Annotated in this window: 11 protein-coding genes, 1 pseudogene and 3 riboswitches; of the genes and pseudogenes, 9 read left to right on the forward strand and 3 right to left on the reverse strand. The window is 71.4% G+C overall.

What is annotated here, in order from left to right; genetic code table 11:
* Positions 1–387: 387 nt before the first annotated feature.
* A pseudogene (locus tag ABZ883_RS38215) lies at positions 388–711 on the forward strand (plasmid stabilization protein).
* Positions 712–779: 68 nt separating this feature from the next.
* Positions 780–935, forward strand: coding sequence for a DUF6131 family protein (locus ABZ883_RS38220; protein WP_360915145.1), 156 nt, complete (start codon positions 780–782; stop codon positions 933–935).
* 518 nt (positions 936–1453) lie between these two features.
* Here ABZ883_RS38220 and ABZ883_RS38225 read toward each other — a convergent pair.
* The 3 genes from ABZ883_RS38225 to ABZ883_RS38235 form a co-directional block, all read right to left on the reverse strand.
* Positions 1454–2365, reverse strand: a complete 912-nt coding sequence (locus tag ABZ883_RS38225) for a cobalamin-binding protein (protein WP_360915148.1) — start codon at positions 2363–2365, stop codon at positions 1454–1456.
* Between the two features lie 140 nt (positions 2366–2505).
* Positions 2506–4824: a 5-methyltetrahydropteroyltriglutamate--homocysteine S-methyltransferase gene (metE, locus tag ABZ883_RS38230; RefSeq protein WP_360915151.1), complete on the reverse strand. Its 2319-nt coding sequence runs from the start codon at positions 4822–4824 to the stop codon at positions 2506–2508.
* A 170-nt stretch (positions 4825–4994) separates the two neighbouring features.
* Positions 4995–5235: riboswitch (cobalamin riboswitch) on the reverse strand.
* Positions 5236–5349: 114 nt separating this feature from the next.
* Positions 5350–6762: a hypothetical protein gene (locus ABZ883_RS38235; protein WP_360915154.1), complete on the reverse strand. Its 1413-nt coding sequence runs from the start codon at positions 6760–6762 to the stop codon at positions 5350–5352.
* A 129-nt stretch (positions 6763–6891) separates the two neighbouring features.
* Positions 6892–6967: riboswitch (cobalamin riboswitch) on the reverse strand.
* A 91-nt stretch (positions 6968–7058) separates the two neighbouring features.
* A riboswitch (cobalamin riboswitch) is annotated at positions 7059–7203 on the forward strand.
* A 219-nt stretch (positions 7204–7422) separates the two neighbouring features.
* Between ABZ883_RS38235 and ABZ883_RS38240 the strand changes: the two genes are divergently transcribed.
* The 7 genes from ABZ883_RS38240 (at position 7423) to ABZ883_RS38270 (ending at position 16829) form a co-directional block, all read left to right on the forward strand.
* The gene (locus ABZ883_RS38240; RefSeq protein ID WP_360915157.1) at positions 7423–10089 is read left to right on the forward strand and encodes a prenyltransferase/squalene oxidase repeat-containing protein; all 2667 of its coding nucleotides are present in this window, start codon (positions 7423–7425) and stop codon (positions 10087–10089) included.
* On the forward strand, positions 10086–11060 hold the full coding sequence (locus ABZ883_RS38245) for a hypothetical protein (RefSeq protein ID WP_360915160.1): 975 nt from the start codon (positions 10086–10088) through the stop codon (positions 11058–11060). Before ABZ883_RS38240 ends, ABZ883_RS38245 begins: the two co-directional genes overlap by 4 nt.
* A 5-nt stretch (positions 11061–11065) precedes the next feature.
* Positions 11066–12250: a CbiQ family ECF transporter T component gene (locus ABZ883_RS38250; protein ID WP_360915162.1), complete on the forward strand. Its 1185-nt coding sequence runs from the start codon at positions 11066–11068 to the stop codon at positions 12248–12250.
* Positions 12247–13893 carry an ATP-binding cassette domain-containing protein gene (locus tag ABZ883_RS38255; protein WP_360915165.1) on the forward strand — a complete coding sequence of 549 codons (1647 nt, stop codon included), beginning with the start codon at positions 12247–12249 and terminating at the stop codon, positions 13891–13893. The genes ABZ883_RS38250 and ABZ883_RS38255 overlap by 4 nt, the downstream gene beginning before the upstream one ends.
* Positions 13890–14729 (forward strand): ECF transporter S component, encoded by an 840-nt coding sequence (locus tag ABZ883_RS38260; protein ID WP_360915168.1) that lies wholly within the window; start codon positions 13890–13892, stop codon positions 14727–14729. The genes ABZ883_RS38255 and ABZ883_RS38260 overlap by 4 nt, the downstream gene beginning before the upstream one ends.
* A gap of 433 nt (positions 14730–15162) precedes the next feature.
* A complete protein-coding gene (locus tag ABZ883_RS38265; RefSeq protein ID WP_360915171.1) occupies positions 15163–15903 on the forward strand; it encodes a hypothetical protein in 741 nt (246 codons plus the stop codon).
* Positions 15900–16829, forward strand: coding sequence for a hypothetical protein (locus tag ABZ883_RS38270; protein ID WP_360915174.1), 930 nt, complete (start codon positions 15900–15902; stop codon positions 16827–16829). Before ABZ883_RS38265 ends, ABZ883_RS38270 begins: the two co-directional genes overlap by 4 nt.
* Positions 16830–16941 lie beyond the last annotated feature (112 nt).

A 16941-nucleotide genomic window follows, 5' to 3' on the forward strand; every position in this document is an offset into this window, starting at 1 on the left:
CGCCCCGGCCCACGAATCCCTCGCCCGGCTCATGAAGACCGGGACGGGAGCGCATATCCAGCGGGAACTGCTGGCAGAAGCAGGGGACCTTCGGAAAATGGTCGCCGCATGTACTCGCCGCACCCAGGACGGGTGACTACCGTTCCCTGCCTTCACTGCGCTGGACTCTCCTGAGCTGGCTGGAGGCGGCGCCGAAGCTCGTGGTCTCGTCGTCGCGGACGCCGCCTGGGTTGCGGTGGCCGCTCGTGGGGCGTGCATCCGTGAAACGCCGGGCTGAAGCCGAGGATGACCCAACGCTGGGCCGGCTGCCGGACGGAATGCGGGTGAGGATGCACCGCAGGGGTAGTCGCCCCTCGACGGACACACCCGACCAAGTGGAGTGAAGAGATGCCGGCAGGGTCGAACCGCAAACGCGAACGGCAATACGAGCACATCAAGGAGAGCGCGAAGGAGCGCGGTGAGAGCGAGAAGCGTGCCGAGGAGATCGCCGCGCGCACGGTCAACAAGGAACGTGCCCGCGCCGGCGAGTCCTCGACCGCCAGCCGCAGTTCCACCGAAGACGTGTCCTCAGGACGCCGTGGCGGGCAACGGTCGGGCAAGGGATCCCAGGGGCCGACCCGAGACTAGTTGTATGCGGAGGCCAAGCGCCGGAACATCGACGACCGGTCCCACATGAACAAGGCCGAACTTGAGCGTGCTCTCGACAAGTAGCCAATACGCCGGTCTAGCGGCTCCACAGGTGCACCATTGCCGCTGCATAGCAAGGTACGGAGGGCACCATGCTCACTCTGGGCATCCTTTTGCTGATCATAGGTTTCCTCGCCGGGATCTCGATTTTGTGGACCGTCGGGATCATCCTGGTGGTTATCGGCCTCGTGCTGTGGGTCATGGGAGCCCTGGGCCACGCCAGTGGCGGACGGCGCCATTACTGGTAGATATCCGAGTCCCCCGCGCGTCGCACGCCGTCGCCGCGGTGCTGGAAGAGTCAGGGGACCCGGCGGCCGCGAGCCGCTGACGCTCCGCCAACTGTGCGTGGTCTAACAGGTCGGCGTGATGGTCTCACTCGCATCGTCATCCAATGAGCGGGGGCGGTAATCAGAGCGCCCCGATCAGCACCCGCTACGCGGCGAGCAGGCCCAGGACGATCCGCCTCCAGGCGCGGCGCATCAAGGGGACCGGCGCTTCCACGGTGGCGGGCCTGGACGGCAACGGGCGGACCACGATCAGGGATGCGCGGGTCGCAGGATCACCTGCGCGCGGGTGGAGCGCGCCACCCAAAGAAGGTGCTGGGCTGGGCATGTGACAGGGTGCCGCTTCAGGTGCCGGGTGTGATGCGACGGGTTCGCCGTTGCCCAGGCAATTTGACGGCTGTGCGTCAGCCCGTCCCGACCCCGCTGCGGGCGCCGATTCGAGCTGAAGACCGGGGACAGGGCCGCCGGCGCCTGGACCACGTTCAGAACAGCCGCGCTTCCTCCGACGTCACCGCCTCCCCAGCCTCTACGCCGTGCAGGACGTGGGCGAGTACTTCCGCTCCGCGTACCACGCGGGGGCCGGGGCGGTTGAAGTAGGCCGGGCCGTCCAGGACCCACACCTGGCCCGCCTGGACGGCGGGCAGATCGGCCCAGCCCGGCAGCGCTGTCAGGACCTGTCGTTCGCGCAGCGTCCGCTCGGGCGGGAAGCCGCACGGCAGAACGAGGACGACATCGGGGCGTGCCGCGACGACCGCTTCCCAGGTCATGGGCTTGGTGTGCTCACCGGGCGCGGCCAGCAGGGCCTCGCCTCCGGCGTGGCTGATCTGCTCCGGTACCCAGTGGCCGGCCGGCCACAAGGGATCGAGCCATTCGATCGCCACGACACGGGGACGAGGCCGGCCGGCTGTCAGGCGGGACACCCGGTCCAGACGGTGGCGAAGTTCGGCGCGCCGTCGTTCGGCCCGGTCGCGGACGCCGAGCACGTCGCCGACCGTGACCATGCAGTCCAGCACGTCGTCCAGGGTCCGCGGTTCCAGGCTCAGAACCCGGGTGCCGGTGTCCATGACGCGTACGGCCCGACTCACCCGCTGGTAGGAGACGGCGCACACCTCGCAGAGGTCCTGGGTGAGCACGATGTCGGGATCGGCGGCCGCCAACGCCTCGGTGTCCAGGGTGTAGAGGGAGGAACCGGAGTGAGCGGCGCCTCCGACGGCGTCCGAGATCTCCCTGCTGCTCATGTCGTCCGGCGCGATGGAGGCACCGGTGACCACGGGTACGGAGGCAACTGCCCCGGCCGGCCAGTCGCACTCATGGGTACGCCCGGCCAGCTGTGCGGCCAGGCCGAGTTCGGCCACGATGTCGCTCGCGGCCGGGAGCAGAGAGACGATGCGCATCCTCAGACTGTAGGCGGCCCACGCGGTGGCGGGCGCCTCGCGGACTTGTCAGCAGGGGCCCTGCTCATCACATGGAGTCCCCACAGGAGCCGACGTGGCACGGCCGGGAGGGATGGCGGGTCCCTCCCGGCCCGGGTCGGTCAGGACGCGGAGAGTTCGGAACGGACCGTACGGGCCGCCGCGACCAGGTTCTCCAGGGAGGCCCGGGTCTCCGCCCAGCCGCGGGTCTTCAGCCCGCAGTCGGGGTTGACCCACAACCGCTCGGCGGGGATGGCCTCAAGGCCCTTCCTCAGCAGGGCGGCCGCCTCGTCCACGCCCGGCACGCGCGGCGAGTGGATGTCGTAGACGCCGGGCCCGGCCTCGCGCGGATACCCGTGCGCGGCGAGTTCGCGGGCTACCTGCATGTGGGAGCGGGCGGCCTCCAGGCTGATGACGTCGGCGTCGAGGTCGTCGATCGCCGCCACGATGTCACCGAACTCGGCGTAGCACATGTGGGTGTGGATCTGCGTGTCAGGACGTACGCCGCTGCTGGTCAGCCGGAACGCCTCGGTGGCCCAGGCGAGGTAGGCCGGGCGGTCGGCGGAGCGCAGCGGCAGGGTCTCCCGGAGTGCGGGTTCGTCGACCTGGATGACCGACGTCCCGGCCGCCTCCAGGTCGCCCACTTCGTCGCGCAGGGCGAGGGCGACCTGGCGGGCGGTGTCGCCGAGGGGCTGGTCGTCGCGGACGAAGGACCAGGCGAGCATGGTGACCGGGCCGGTGAGCATGCCCTTGACCGGACGGTCGCTCAGCGACTGGGCGTAGGCCGTCCACCGCACCGTCATCGGCTCGGCACGGGAGATGTCCCCAGCGAGGATCGGCGGCCGGACGTAGCGGGTGCCGTACGACTGCACCCAGCCGTGCTGCGTGGCCAGATAACCGGTCAGCTGCTCGGCGAAGTACTGCACCATGTCGTTGCGCTCGGCCTCGCCGTGTACCAGGACGTCCAGCCCGGTCTTCTCCTGGAAGAAGATGACTTCCTGGATCTCCGCTTTGATGCGTTCCTCGTATCCAGCCACGCCGATGCGGCCAGCCCTCAGATCGGCGCGTGCGGTGCGCAGTTCGGTGGTCTGCGGGAACGAGCCGACGGTCGTCGTGGGCAGCAGCGGCAGGCCGAGGTGAGCGCGCTGGGCGACCGCCCGTTCGGCGTACGGCTGGGAACGGCGGCCATCGGCGTCCGTCACGGCCCCGGAACGGGCTCGGACGGCAGGGTCATGAGTGATCGGTGAGCCGGCACGGGAGGCGAGGTCGGCGCGGTTGGCGGCGAGTTCGCCGGCGATGGCGCCGGTGCCCTGGGAGAGACCCTTGGCGAGGGCTACGATCTCGGCAGACTTCTGACGGGCGAAGGCCAGCCAGCGCAGGATCTGCGGCTCGATGTCCCGCTCGGCAGCGGCGTCCAGCGGCACGTGCAGCAGGGAGCAGGAGGCGGATACGTCGACGCGGTCGGCGAGCCCGAGAAGGGTGCCTAGCGTGGCCAGCGACTTCTGCAGATCGTTGATCCAGATGTTGCGGCCGTTGACGACACCTGCGACCAGGCGCTTGCCGGGCAGTCCGCCGACAGCGGCCAGGGCGTCCAGGTTGGCCGCGGCTGCCTCGGTGAAATCCAGCGCGAGGCCCTCGACCGGTGCCTTGGCCAGGACCGGGAGAGCGCCGCCGAGCCGGTCGAAGTAGGAGGCGACGAGCAGCTTGGGCCGGTCGGTGAGGGCGCCGAGGTCGCGGTAAGCGCGCTCGGCGGCATTGAGCTCGGCCGGGGTGCGGTCCTGTACGAGCGCGGGCTCGTCGAGCTGGACCCACTCGGCGCCGGCCGCACGCAGGTCGGCGAGGACTGACGCGTACACGGGCAGCAGCCGGTCCAGCAGCGTGAGAGGCTCGAAGTTGGCGGACACGCCTGGTGCGGGCTTCGCCAGCAGAAGGTAGGTGACCGGGCCGACCAGCACGGGCCGGGCGGCCAGGCCCTGGGCGAGGGCCTCCTTCAGCTCGGCGACCTGCTTGCCGGAATCAGCCGTGAAGACGGTGTCGGGGCCCAATTCCGGTACAAGGTAGTGATAGTTGGTGTCGAACCACTTGGTCATCTCCAGCGGAGCGACCTCCTGCGTGCCACGGGCCATCGCGAAGTAGCCGTCGGTGGCATCGGCTTCGACAGCGCGGCGGTGGCGCTCGGGGATCGCGCCCACCATCACGGTCGTGTCCAGGACGTGGTCGTAGTACGAGAAGTCACCGGTGGGCACCTCATGGATGCCCGCGTCGGCGAGCTGCCGCCAGTTGCTCCGTCGGAGCTGGGCTGCGGTCGCCTGGAAGGCGTCGGCGGTGACGCGACCCTTCCAGTAGCCCTCGACGGCCTTCTTCAGTTCCCGGTTCTGACCCTGGCGGGGGTAGCCATACACGGTGGCCCGTGCTGCCGCGGCTGCGGTCTTCGCTGTCACGGAGATCTCCTTCGCGAGATGGATCCCTGAGATCCCGGAGACGGGACGAGAGCGCGAAGGGAGTGACGGAACCGGACGGCCACGACCTCGCGCGGCAAAAGCGCGGTCGTTCCGTCCGGTATGTACGCCGACCCGCCCTCGAGGTCACCGGGATGTCCGCGCACGGAATGGTCCGCACGCGGGCAGTTGGCAGGTCTTCGGACTCGCGGGCACGCCCTCCTTCTCGCGGGCACGCCCTCCTTGCCGGAGGACACCTACTGGCCGTCGCTTCCCAGGCCCGGTCGGGCCCAGTGCGTATGACGGCGGTCGTTCCCACTCACCGCTGCGGGGCAGTCCCGGATTCCCACCGGGTTCCCTCTTACGACGCATCCCGCCTGGCGGACGGGGCGAACCAGCTGCGTCTCCCACCCTAGAGGGCCGCGACGGCGGAAGGGCGACGCAGCCCACATTCCGGACCGCGGGTCGTGGCTTTCGGGCGATGGACGGCGCCCGCGGACGCACGGTCCGCGGGCACCGCTTCGGATGTCAGACACCCCAGCGCAGGGCAATCGTGTCGCCGACGTTGATCACCTTGCCGCGGGTGGCGGCGGCGAAGGAGGACCCGTCGACGCTGACCTTCCACGTGCTGGAGCCGCTGTTGGCCTTGCCGTTGAGTGCGGTGATCGTGCCCGTGCCGGAGGCCGGGGTGACGGAGGTGACGCATCCGGACGGGGTGCCCGCGGTGCCCGCCGCGTCCAGGAGCGCGCCGAGCGTCGTGGTGGCGCCGGTCGGGGTGAGCGTCACGGAGCAGACCTTCAGGTTGCCCGCGCCGTCGTCGACAGTCAGCGCCAGCTTGGCGGCGGTGCCCGAGGCGAAGGAGGTCTGGCTCACCCACTGCGGCGCGCCGACCGTGGTCGGCACGGGCGGGGCCGAGGTGAAGCCGCCGCCCGCCACTGCGCGCAGTCCGTCGATTGACGCGTACGCCTGCGGGGTGGTGTCGCTGGGGAGGTACTTGAAGCCGCCGCCGGGGTTGAACTGCTGGGCGATGAGGAAGTCGACGGGGGTCTTGCCCATGGAGGTGAGGAAGTCGCCGGTCTGCGAGTTGATGCCGCAGGCGTTGAGGCCGGAGACGGCCCAGCCGTTGGAGTCGGTGTTGACGCCGAACATGGAGTTGAAGGCGCCCGAGCTGGCGACGAGCTTGCCCTTGAGGAACGCCTTGGCCTGCACGACGTCCATATCGGTGGCGGGCACGCCGGAGACGCACAGGGCGGCCATGGCCGCGCCGGTCATGTCGATGTCGCTGGTCGCGGCGAGCTGGCTGGCGTTGCCCTCGGCCTTGCTGTAGTTCCAGCCGCCGTCGTTGTGCTGGTTGGCGCGGAGGCGGGTGATGATCGAGTCCCGTAGGGCCTGGGGTATGCGCTGCGTGCCGGACTGGGTCTTGGCACCGTTCAGGGCGAGGGCGGCGAAGACGGTGCCGTTGAAGTTGGCGGACGGGCCGAAGTAGCCGGCTTCCGCGGTCTGCCAGTAGCCGTAGATGTCGGCGACCAGGTTGCGTGACGCGCTGACGCGGGCCGGGTCGATGCCGGCGGCGTAGGCGTTGAGCGTGGCGCGTTCGTAGTCGGTGACGACCGGGGACGTCGACGGCCAGGACGTGGTGGAGAGCAGGTTGCGGTAGACGGTTCTGGCGTTCTTGCTGGTGTCGCCGCCGGGGGTGACGTCGACGACGGCGGTGCCCGCGGCCGCGAACGCGCTGAACGCCCACTCGTTGGACAGCCCGGCGCCGGCGTACGAGCCGTCGGCGGCTTGCAGGGACTTGAGGTAGGCGACGCCGTTGGTCTTCGAGGTGGCGATCTGTGCCGGGGTGGACGTCGCCAGTGCCGGCTGCGCGGTGAGGACGAACGCGCCGAGCACGGCCGCCGCGGCGAGCGCCGGGCGACGGAGGGACGTGGCGAGGGACATGGCCTGCTCCTGGGGTGAGGGACGCCGGCCGGTCGCCGTGCCGGACCCTCGCGAGCTGCGCGTGGGGAGCGGCGGGCATGGCCGCCGTCCGGGACGCGTGGATCGGCTTCCGAGGGTGCATCGCCGTTTGGGCATTCGGGCTCGGGACGGCTCCTCGCCGTCCCACACCGCTGCGCGTCAGCCCCGGATTCTCACCGGATTCCCCCACTCGGCAGCCAGGGACGCTACCCGAACCCCCGTCCCTGCCGCCAGACCTGCCCAGGGCGTCCACCGCGGTCCCGGGAAGGCGGTCTTGACGCTGGATTCGGCGACGTGCTGCAATCCGGCTGATACGCAATGCTGTTCCAGGGGAAGCCGGTCGAATCCCGGCGCTGACCCGCAACCGTAGGCCCGGCATCGTCCGGGCGAGCCGGAATGCCTGGAGCGTGTTCAACAGCGACAGACGCCGTCGTGGACTGCGGCGTGGTTCGACCGGTCTCACCCGGCGGCGGCCTGTCCGCCGCGCGGTGGGGGCCCCTCAACCACACCCGGTTCGTGCCGGAACGATGACGAGGGGCCGTGGTGGGGACTGACAGGCGAAGAGATGGACGGACGGGGCTGCGGAGGACGCGGCGCCTGCCGGCGCTGATATCCACGCTGTTCCTGCTGGTTGGTGCGGGCGTGACGTTTCTCACCGTCCCCTCGGCGGCGGCCGGTCCGGTGGGCGAGTGCACCGCGGACAAGGGCGCGATCGTGGCCGTCGACTTCGCACCGTTCGGCGGCACCGTGGAGCGCGGCTGCGACACCACCCCGACCACCGGCTACGACCTCCTGCACGACGCCGGGTTCACCACCGAGGGCACCGAACACGACGGTCCGGCGTTCATCTGCCGGATCGGCCTCGGCTCGTTCAACTCCGGGACGCAGTACCCGACTCCCACTCAGGACACCTGCGTGCTGACGCCGCCCGCCACGGCGTACTGGTCGTACTGGGTCGCCTCGCCCGGTCAGGACGACTGGAGCTACAGCCAGTTCGGCGCCATGGACCGCAGGCTCCACGACGGCGACGTCGACGCCTGGGTCTACGGCGGAACCGACATCGGGGGCACCACCGGCAAGCCCTCCTTCAGCCCCGACGACGTCCGCGCGGGCGGCGGCGGAGGGCCGAGCGACCCGACGGGCGAGCCCACCGGCGACCCCGGCGACGTCGACCTGGACACCGCCGCAGCCTGGCTCAAGGGCAAGCTCACCGACGGTGAACGCATCGTCGACGACGGCGCCGAGACCCCCAACTACCTGCTGACCACCGAGACCGCCTACGCGCTGGCCGCCGCTGAAGGCAAGAGCCCGGCCGTCGACAAGATCACGGCGTTCCTTGTCACGCACACCGACGACTACGCCTACGCCGCGGGCAAGGAAGAGGCCCCCGACGCCACCGCCGCCGCCCGCCTGGCCCTGCTCGCCGAGATCACCGGCGCCGACCCGGGCGACTTCGGCGGCCACGACCTGACCGGCGACCTCGTCGGCAATGTCTGCCCGGCGGGCCCCGAGTCCGGCGAGCCCACCCCCGGCTGCACGGCCAAGGGCGACTTCCGGAACGCCACTTACACCGACGGTCAGGCGCTGTCGGTGCTGGCCCTGCTGCGCGCGGGCGTCACGCCGCCGGCCGGCACCCTGGACCGGCTGACCCAGGTCCAGTGCGAGGACGGCGGTGCCACCAGCATCCTGATCCGGCCGGGCGAATTCTGCGATGGCGACCCGGCCACCACCGGACTCGTCGCCCTGGTTCTGGAGAACGCCGGCGGCCACGATGAAGCCGTGGCCAAGGCCCACGCCTACCTGAAGAAGGCTCAGCGCGAGGACGGCTCGTTCCCCGGCTGGACCGGCGCGACCACCGGCAGCGTCTCCGCGACCGCCTGGGCGTCGCAGGCCCTGCGCGCACTGGACGACACGGGTCTTGCCGACACGGCGGTCGCCTGGCTGTCCCGGCAGCAGCTCACGGACGGCGGGTTCGGCTTCGAGGAGGGGGCCACCGACTCGTCGCTGTATCCGACGCCGCCCGCGGTCGTCGCCGGAGCCCGGACCAGTCTGGTCGACCTCACCGCGAAGCGCGACGAGCCCACGGACCCGCCGACCTCGCCCACGCCGACCGGCGACCCCAGCAGTCCCGCCGGTGACGGGCCCGATCTGGCCAAGGGCGTCGCGTACCTCACCAGCGCCGACAACCTGAAGCAGGGTCAGTACTACACCGCCGGACCCGGCACCGCGCGGGCCGACTTCGGGCTGACCATCGACGGCGCGTACGCGCTGGCGGCCACCGGCCTCAACGACGCCAAGCTGCGCGGCATCGTGGACTTCCTCGACCACGGTGGCGAGGACGGCGAGAACCGCACCCTCCAGGACTGGACCGGCGTCGGAACCCCGTACGCAGGGGGCGGATCGATCGGGAAGGCCGCGCTGCTGGCCGAGTCCGTCGGCCGTGACCCGCGCGACTTCGGCGGCCAGGACCTCATCGCCGCCCTGGGCAAGGCGGTCTGCACCAAGGCGAGCACCGCGCCCGACGTGTCCTGCCCCGCCAAGGGCGCCTACACCTACGCCCCCTCGGTGTTCTCGCAGACCCTCGCGATCATGGCGCAGCTTCGCGCGGGTGAGAAGACCGCGGCCGCGGCGCCGATCGCGTACCTGGAGAGCCTCCAGCTGGACAACGGTGCCTGGCCGAGCCTGATCCCTTCGACCGGTGACTCCGACGTGGACTCCACCGCGATCGCCGCGATGGCCCTGGACCTGGTCGGCGGCGAGGGCGCGGACCGGGCCGTCGACAAGGCCCTGGCCTGGATCGCCTCCAAGCAGTTGGACGACGGCGGTTTCCCGGGCGCCGCCGGGAACTCCGTCAACTCGGCCGCACTCGCGGTGCAGGGACTGTCCCTGAACGCGTCCGCCTATACCGACGAGATCGCGAAAGCACGGCGCTTCCTGGCCTCGCAGCAGAACGACGACGGCGGCTTCAACGTCGCCAAGGACGGCCAGCGCGGCTCCGATCTGCGGGCCTCCACCCAGGCCGTGGGCGGCGCGACCGGTATCTCCTTCGGTGTGCTGAACCGCGACCTCACGGACACCACACCGCAGCCCACCCCCAGCGGGAGCCCGAGCGCGCCCGTCATCATCACGCCCGACGGCAGCGGCGGTTCCGTCGGAACGGGCGGAGCCAACGGCGGCCAGGAAGGCGCCCTGGCGTCCACCGGCATGCAAGCAGGGGCACTGGCCGCTGCCGCGGCCGCACTGATCCTCGTCGGGTGGCGCGCCGTCGTCATCGCCCGCCGCCGCGCCGACGCCGGAGGCCGGCGATGACCCTCTCCACTGTCGCTCGCGCGCTCGTGCGCGGCACGGCAGCCCTCGGCCTTGCGGCCGCCGCGTTCGGGGCGACCACCGCACCGGCCGCGGCCGACCCGCAGGCGATGGGCCGCTGCACCACCACCTCGGGCGCTGTCCTGGCCGTCGACTTCAGCCACTGGGGCGGTCCGATCCTGCGTTCCTGCGGTACGACGCCGACCACCGGTTACGTGCTGCTCAACCAGGGCGGCTGGCGCACCACCGGCACCGGCCACGACGGCCCCGCCTTCATCTGCCGCATCGGATACAGCGGTTACAAGAACGGCGCCCAGTACCCGACCGCTCGGGAGGACTCCTGCGTCCTCACCCCGCCCGCGTCGGCGTACTGGTCGTACTGGCACGCCAACCCCGGGCAGAACGACTGGGAGTACAGCCAGCTCGGCGCCATGCTCTACAAGCCGAAGCCCGGAAGCGTCGACCTGTGGATCTTCGGCGGCACGAACATCCAGGGCACCGAGGGCCGCCCCACGATCAGCCCCGACCAGCTGCGCGCCCACAACACCAAGCCGCAGGGCGACGTGGGCAAGCCCGCCTCCACATCCAAGGCGCCCCAGCTGCCACCCGGAACCGACACCGGGCCCGCGCCGGAGAAAACGACGGCAGCACCGCCGAAGTCCACCTCCGCCGCACCGAAACCGAAGGCGAAGCCGACGCCCACGCGCTCGCCCAAGCCCTCCGCCTCCAGCAGCTCACCGACTGCGACGCCCTCGTCGTCGCCGTCCCCGTCGCTCTCAGCGTCTTCCAGCGCTACCTCGGCCGCTGGCCCGGCGAGCCCGAGCCCGAGCAAGCGTGTTGTCGACGCCGCGCCTGCGGCTGACGCCGGGTACGACGCGGGTTCGGTCGTGCCGCTGCTCGCGGGCGGCGCGCTGGCCGCGGTCATCGTCGGTGCCGCCGTGGTTTCCGGGCGACGCCGCCGCCGTTCCGAGTGACCGTCATGGCCCGCACCACCACCGCGGCCGCCCCGCTCGTGCCCGGCACCCGGCCGGACACGGGCGGCCGTCGCCTGCCCCGCATCCTGCACCCCGTCGCCTGGTGGATCTGGGCACTCGCCCTGGCCACCGCCGTCAGCCGCACCAACAATCCGCTGCTGCTCGTCCTCGTCCTCGCCGTCCTCGGCTACGTCGTCACCGCGCGGCGCACCGAAGCCCCCTGGGCGCGCGGCTTCGTCTACTACCTCTACCTGGCCCTGACCGTCGTCACGATCCGTGTCGTGTTCCGGGCCGTCTTCGCCACCGGCATCACCCCGCACGACCACTTCCTCTTCTCGCTGCCGCACATCCCCACCCCCGACTGGTACGCGGGCATCCAGATCGGCGGCCCGGTGTCGCTGGAGGCGGTGCTGTCCGCCGCGACCGACGGGCTGCGGCTGGCGTGCATGCTGTGCTGCATCGGCGCCGCGAACACCCTGGCCAACCCCAAACGCGCATTGCGTGTCCTGCCGGGCGCTCTCCACGAACTGGGTGTCGCCGTCACCGTTGCGATCAGCGTGGCCCCGCAGCTCGTGCAGAGTGTGCAGCGCGTCGCGCGCGCTCGCCGCCTGCGGGCCGGCCGCGGCAAGGGTCTGCGGGCCCTGCGGGGCATCGTCGTCCCTGTGCTGGAGGACGCGCTCGAACGCTCCCTGCGTTTGGCCGCTGCCATGGACTCCCGCGGCTACGGCCGGGTCGGTACGGCCACCGCGCGCTCGCGCCGCCTGACCGGGGCGCTGATGCTGCTCGGCATGTGCGGCCTGTGTGCCGGCGCCTACGGGCTCCTCGATGCGACGGCGCCCCGTCTCCTCGGCCTGCCTGCGATGGTGGCCGGGGCCGTGTTGTGTGTCGCGGGGCTGCGGCTGGGCGGCCGGCGGGTCACCCGCACCACGTACCGGCCCGACCCGTGGAGGTCGGCGGAATGGGCGGTCGCCGGCAGCGGCGTGCTGTCCGCGGTGCTGCTGTTCGCGGGCCTGGGCTACGACCCTGCACAGCTCAACCCCACGTTCTACCCGCTGACCTGGCCCACTCTGCCGCTGGTGCCGACCGCCGCGATCCTGCTCGCCGGCACCGCCGGGTTCCTCGCCCCGCCCCCGAGCCCGCCCCCGCACGCGTCCGTCGCTCCCCGCACCGAGAAGGCCCCCGCCACGTGATCATCTTCGACCAGGTCACCGTCCAGTACGACGACGCGGCCGGACCCGCCCTGCGCGACGTCGACCTGACTGTGGAAGAGGGCGAGCTGTGCCTCGTCGTCGGCCACACCGGCGTCGGCAAGTCCACCCTCCTCGGCGCCGTCAACGGACTCGTGCCCCACTTCACCGGCGGCACCCTCCAGGGCCGCGTCACCGTCGACGGCCGCGACACCGCACACCACCCGCCCCGCGAACTCGCCGACGTCGTCGGCGTCGTCGGCCAGGACCCCCTGGACGGCTTCGTCACCGACACCGTCGAGGAAGAACTCGCCTACGCCATGGAACAGCTGGCGATCCCGCCCGCGACCATGCGCAAACGCGTCGAGGAGACCCTGGACCTGCTCGGCCTCGCCGACCTGCGCCACCGCGCCCTGTACGAACTCTCCGGAGGCCAGCAGCAGCGCGTCGCGATCGGCTCGGTCCTCACCGCCCATCCGCGGGTGCTCGTGCTGGACGAACCCACCTCCGCGCTCGACCCCACAGCAGCGGAGGAGGTTCTGGCCGCGGTCACCCGTCTCGTCCACGACCTCGGCGTGACCGTCCTGATGGCCGAGCACCGCCTGGAACGGGTCGTGCAGTACGCCGACCGCGTCATCCACCTGCCCGGCGACGGACGCGCGGTGATCGGCGAACCCGCCGCCGTCCTCCGCGACGCCGGCATCGCGCCCCCGATCGTGGAACTCGGGCGCGCCGGCGGCTGGGATCCGTTGCCGCTGTCCGTACGCGACGCCCGGCGCCGCGCGGCGCCGCTGCGCACCAGCCTGGCCGGGCACGACCCGGGCCCCGTCCGCCCCGCCCCCGCCGCCGTCCCGCCGAAGCTGCTCACCGCCCGGGGCGTCACCGTCAGCTACCGCGGCGTGCCCGCCGTCCGCGAGGTCGGCCTCGACCTGCACGAAGGCGAGATCACGGCCCTCATGGGCCGCAACGGCTCCGGCAAGTCGTCCCTGCTCTGGGCCCTCCAGGGCTCCGGAGCACGCAGGGCCGGAACCGTCGAGGTGACGGGGGAGCACGGACCGGCACGCGATCCCCACACGATGTCCGCCGCCGACGCACGGCGCCTTGTCGGCCTGGTCCCGCAGACCCCCGCCGACCTCCTCTACCTCGAAAGCGTCAAGCAGGAACTCGACCAGGCCGACCACGAGTCCGGCCCCGGCGAAGGCGCCCGTGCGATCCTCGACCGCCTGGCACCCGGCATCGACGACGCCACCCACCCGCGCGACCTGTCCGAAGGCCAGAAACTCGCCCTCGTCCTCGCCGTCCAACTGGCTGCCGCACCCCGCGTCCTGCTCCTGGACGAGCCGACCCGCGGCCTGGACTACCGGGCCAAGACCGCACTCATCGGCATCGTCGACGCCCTCGCCGCGGAGGGCCGGGCCGTCGTCATCTCCACCCACGACGTCGAGTTCGCCGCCCGCGCCGCCGACCGCGTCGTGGTGATGGCCGAGGGCGACATCGTCGCCGACGGACCCACCGCGGACGTCATCGTCGCCTCACCCGTCTTCGCCCCGCAGACTGCCAAGATCCTCGCCCCGCTGCCGTTCCTCACCGTGGAGCAGGTCACGTCGGCACTCGGCATCCACGCGGACGGCGAGGCCCGCCCATGACACGGCTCTCCGCACCGGCCATCCGGCTCACCCCCCGGGCCGGCATCGTCATCGCCCTGGCCGCGTTCCTCGGACTGGTCGCCTTCTTCTGGCCGTTCGTCGTCGCACCCGGCACATTCGGCGCCTCCTACACCCCGCCGCTGATCTTCGGCGTCCTGCTCGTCCTCGTCCTCAGCGTCGTCCTCTCCGAGATCGCCGAAGGCGGCATCAACTCCAAAGCACTCGCCATGCTCGGCGTCCTGTCCGCCGTCAACGCCGCCCTGCGCCCGCTCGGCGCCGGCACCGCCGGCATCGAGACCGTCTTCTTCGTCCTCGTCCTCGCCGGACGCGTCTACGGCCCCGGCTTCGGCTTCACCCTCGGCTGCACCTCCCTGTTCGCCTCCGCCCTCATCACCGGCGGCGTCGGCCCCTGGATGCCCTACCAGATGTTCGGCTGCGCCTTCGTCGGCATGCTCGCCGGATTCCTGCCCCGCGCCACCGGCCGCCGCGAAGTGCTGATGCTGGCCGTCTACGGATCATTGTCCGGCTACCTCTTCGGCTTCCTCCTCAACCTGTCCTTCTGGCCCTTCTCCCTCGACCCCAACAGCTCCATCGCCTACCTGCCCGGCCTGCCCTTCACCGAGCAGTGGCACCGCTACGTCGCCTTCGACCTCGCCACCTCACTCGGCTGGGACACCGGCCGCGCCGTCACCAACTTCGTCTGCATCCTCCTGGCCGGCCCCGCCGTCCTCACCACCTTCCGCCGCGCCGCACGCCGCGCCCGCTTCCAGGCACCCGTCCGCTTCGCCCCGCACCGAAGCGAGGGGGCTCGTCTCCACAAGCCGCACGAAGGCTGAGGGCGGTCTGGAGCCACCCACCGGGACTTTGGCCAATGTGGAGCGCGCCGTGTGGTGAAGGCGGATCCGCTGATCGACAGGGGCGAGGCCCGACTCGGGGGAACGAGTGCGGGCGTCACAGGTGAAGTCGTTCTCCCGGGCAAGAACAAGCAGCCCTGCACGAGCGGTAGGCCGCAGGGTGGCGCCGTACGGGTGTGCCTTGCGACGCTCGTGTGCGGGCCGGTGAGTTCATCCGTTCTCCATGTGATCGTCGGGAAATGGTCCGACTGGTTGTACAGAGTGCGGTTTCGGCACGTGTCATCGCGCCGTTGATGTCCGCTCCCACAGGCCGCACGAAAGATCCGCGCTCTTGTCCCTTCAGTTCCCAGCCCGTTTGAGGCGTTCGGTACGGCCGGCGCCGGGCACTGCACTGGCGGGGGCCGCGCTGGCGATCGTGACCGCCCTGGCCGGTCCCGCCCCTTCCGCCTCGGCCCACCCGTTCGGCCCGCCGTCCACCGCCGGGGCCGGCGTCCAGGGCTCCCGCCTGCTGATCGCGTGGAACACCGACAAGCTCGACTGGGTGGCACTCGGCCAGTCGCTCGGGGTGTTCGGCGGCCAGGGCGGCGGAGCGAACTCCTCGAACCTGTCGTTCACGCAGCGTTTGCAGGAGTCGCCGACCATCCGCAGCTACCTGCTCAAACACATCACCGTCGCGCAGGGCGGACACCCCTGCCACGGCGCTGTGGTGGGGGAGATGCGGGACTTCCTGGCGCGCGGAGCCCAAGTGGCCTTCGACTGCCCGGCTCCGGTGACCGCGGTGGACGTCACGATCACCTCGCTCACCGACCTCCACCCGGCGTATCGGACCATGCTCACCTCCACTGGTCCCGCTCAGACGCAGCCGACGCTCTTCACCTCCGCTCAGCCGACTGCGCACGTCACGTTCACGGCCTCCGGGGGCAGCGTCCGCAGGACGGTCGTGGTCTTCGCCGGCGGGACCGTGGCCGCCGCCCTGGCCATCGGCGGGTTCGTCCTCTGGCGGTCGCGCCGCCGCAAGGCCGCCCAAGCGGTGGGCCCTTCCGCTGTGGCGGCACACGCCCCGACCGGATCCCCGCTCCCGCCGGGTTCGGACTCCACCGCGCACGACACAGCACCCGCCGAAGCCGGCACCGCCGGTACCAGGAGCAACGCATGACAGGGATAGGCAGTCTCGACAACCACCTGATCGCCCTCTTCGACGGGCGATCCCTGTTCTGGGTGGTCCTGGTCGTCGCACTCGGCGTCGGCGCCGCTCACGCGGTTGCCCCGGGCCACGGAAAGAGCATCACGGCCGCTTACCTGGTGGGAACGCGCGGTCGCGCCAAGGACGCGGTGCGCCTCGGCGTCATCGTGGCGACGATGCACACGTTCTCGGTCCTCGTCCTCGCTCTGCTGTGGGTGGGGGTCAGCAGCACCGCGGTCAGCACCAGGACCGCCACCGCTTGGATGCAGGCCGCGGCAGGAGCAGTCGTCGCGATCGTGGGTGTGGGCCTGGTGTACCGGCACTTCCGCGACCGCCGCCGTTCCCATGGGCACGGACACGAACACGGTCACGCGCACGGACACGGTCACTCGCACGGGCCTGACCACGGCCACTCGCACGGTCACGCGCACGGCCATGACCACACGCACGACCACCACAGCCACGACACGGCAGTGCAGGACGAGACCGCTCACGCGCACCACCACGTCGAGCAGTTGACCAACCCGTGGTCCCGCCAGGGCCTGACGGCGCTGGCCCTCTCCGGTGGTCTACTGCCGTCGCCGTCGGCGTTCCTGATCTTCGTCAGCGGGCTGCTGACAGGCCGCGCACTCGGTGCCCTGGCCATCGTGATCACCTTCGGCGTCGGGATGGCGGTGACTCTCACGGGCGTCGGTGTCGCCACCATCCGGGGATTCTCGTTCGTGGAAGGACACTTTCGCGGCCGGTCGGCCACTGCCAAGCTGAGGTCGTGGACTCCCGTTCTGGCCGGTGTGGCGGTGGTGACGGCGGGGTGCTTCTACATCTTCAGCGCGGTCTCCACCTTGCAGGACGAAGGGGACGACCTGGTCCCGACGTCCAGCACGGCGAGGCTTCCGTAGCACGCGGCAACTCCTTCTCATGCGCGCGTGAGGACATCACGGAGCGGGCTCAGGACCGCAGGGAGCTGCTCTGCGGCGATCCCTTCGGTCGAGGAAGCGGCGGCGGATCTCG

This window comes from Streptomyces sp. NPDC046977 (genome assembly GCF_040644455.1).
In the GTDB taxonomy this organism is placed as follows: Bacteria; Actinomycetota; Actinomycetes; order Streptomycetales; family Streptomycetaceae; genus Actinacidiphila.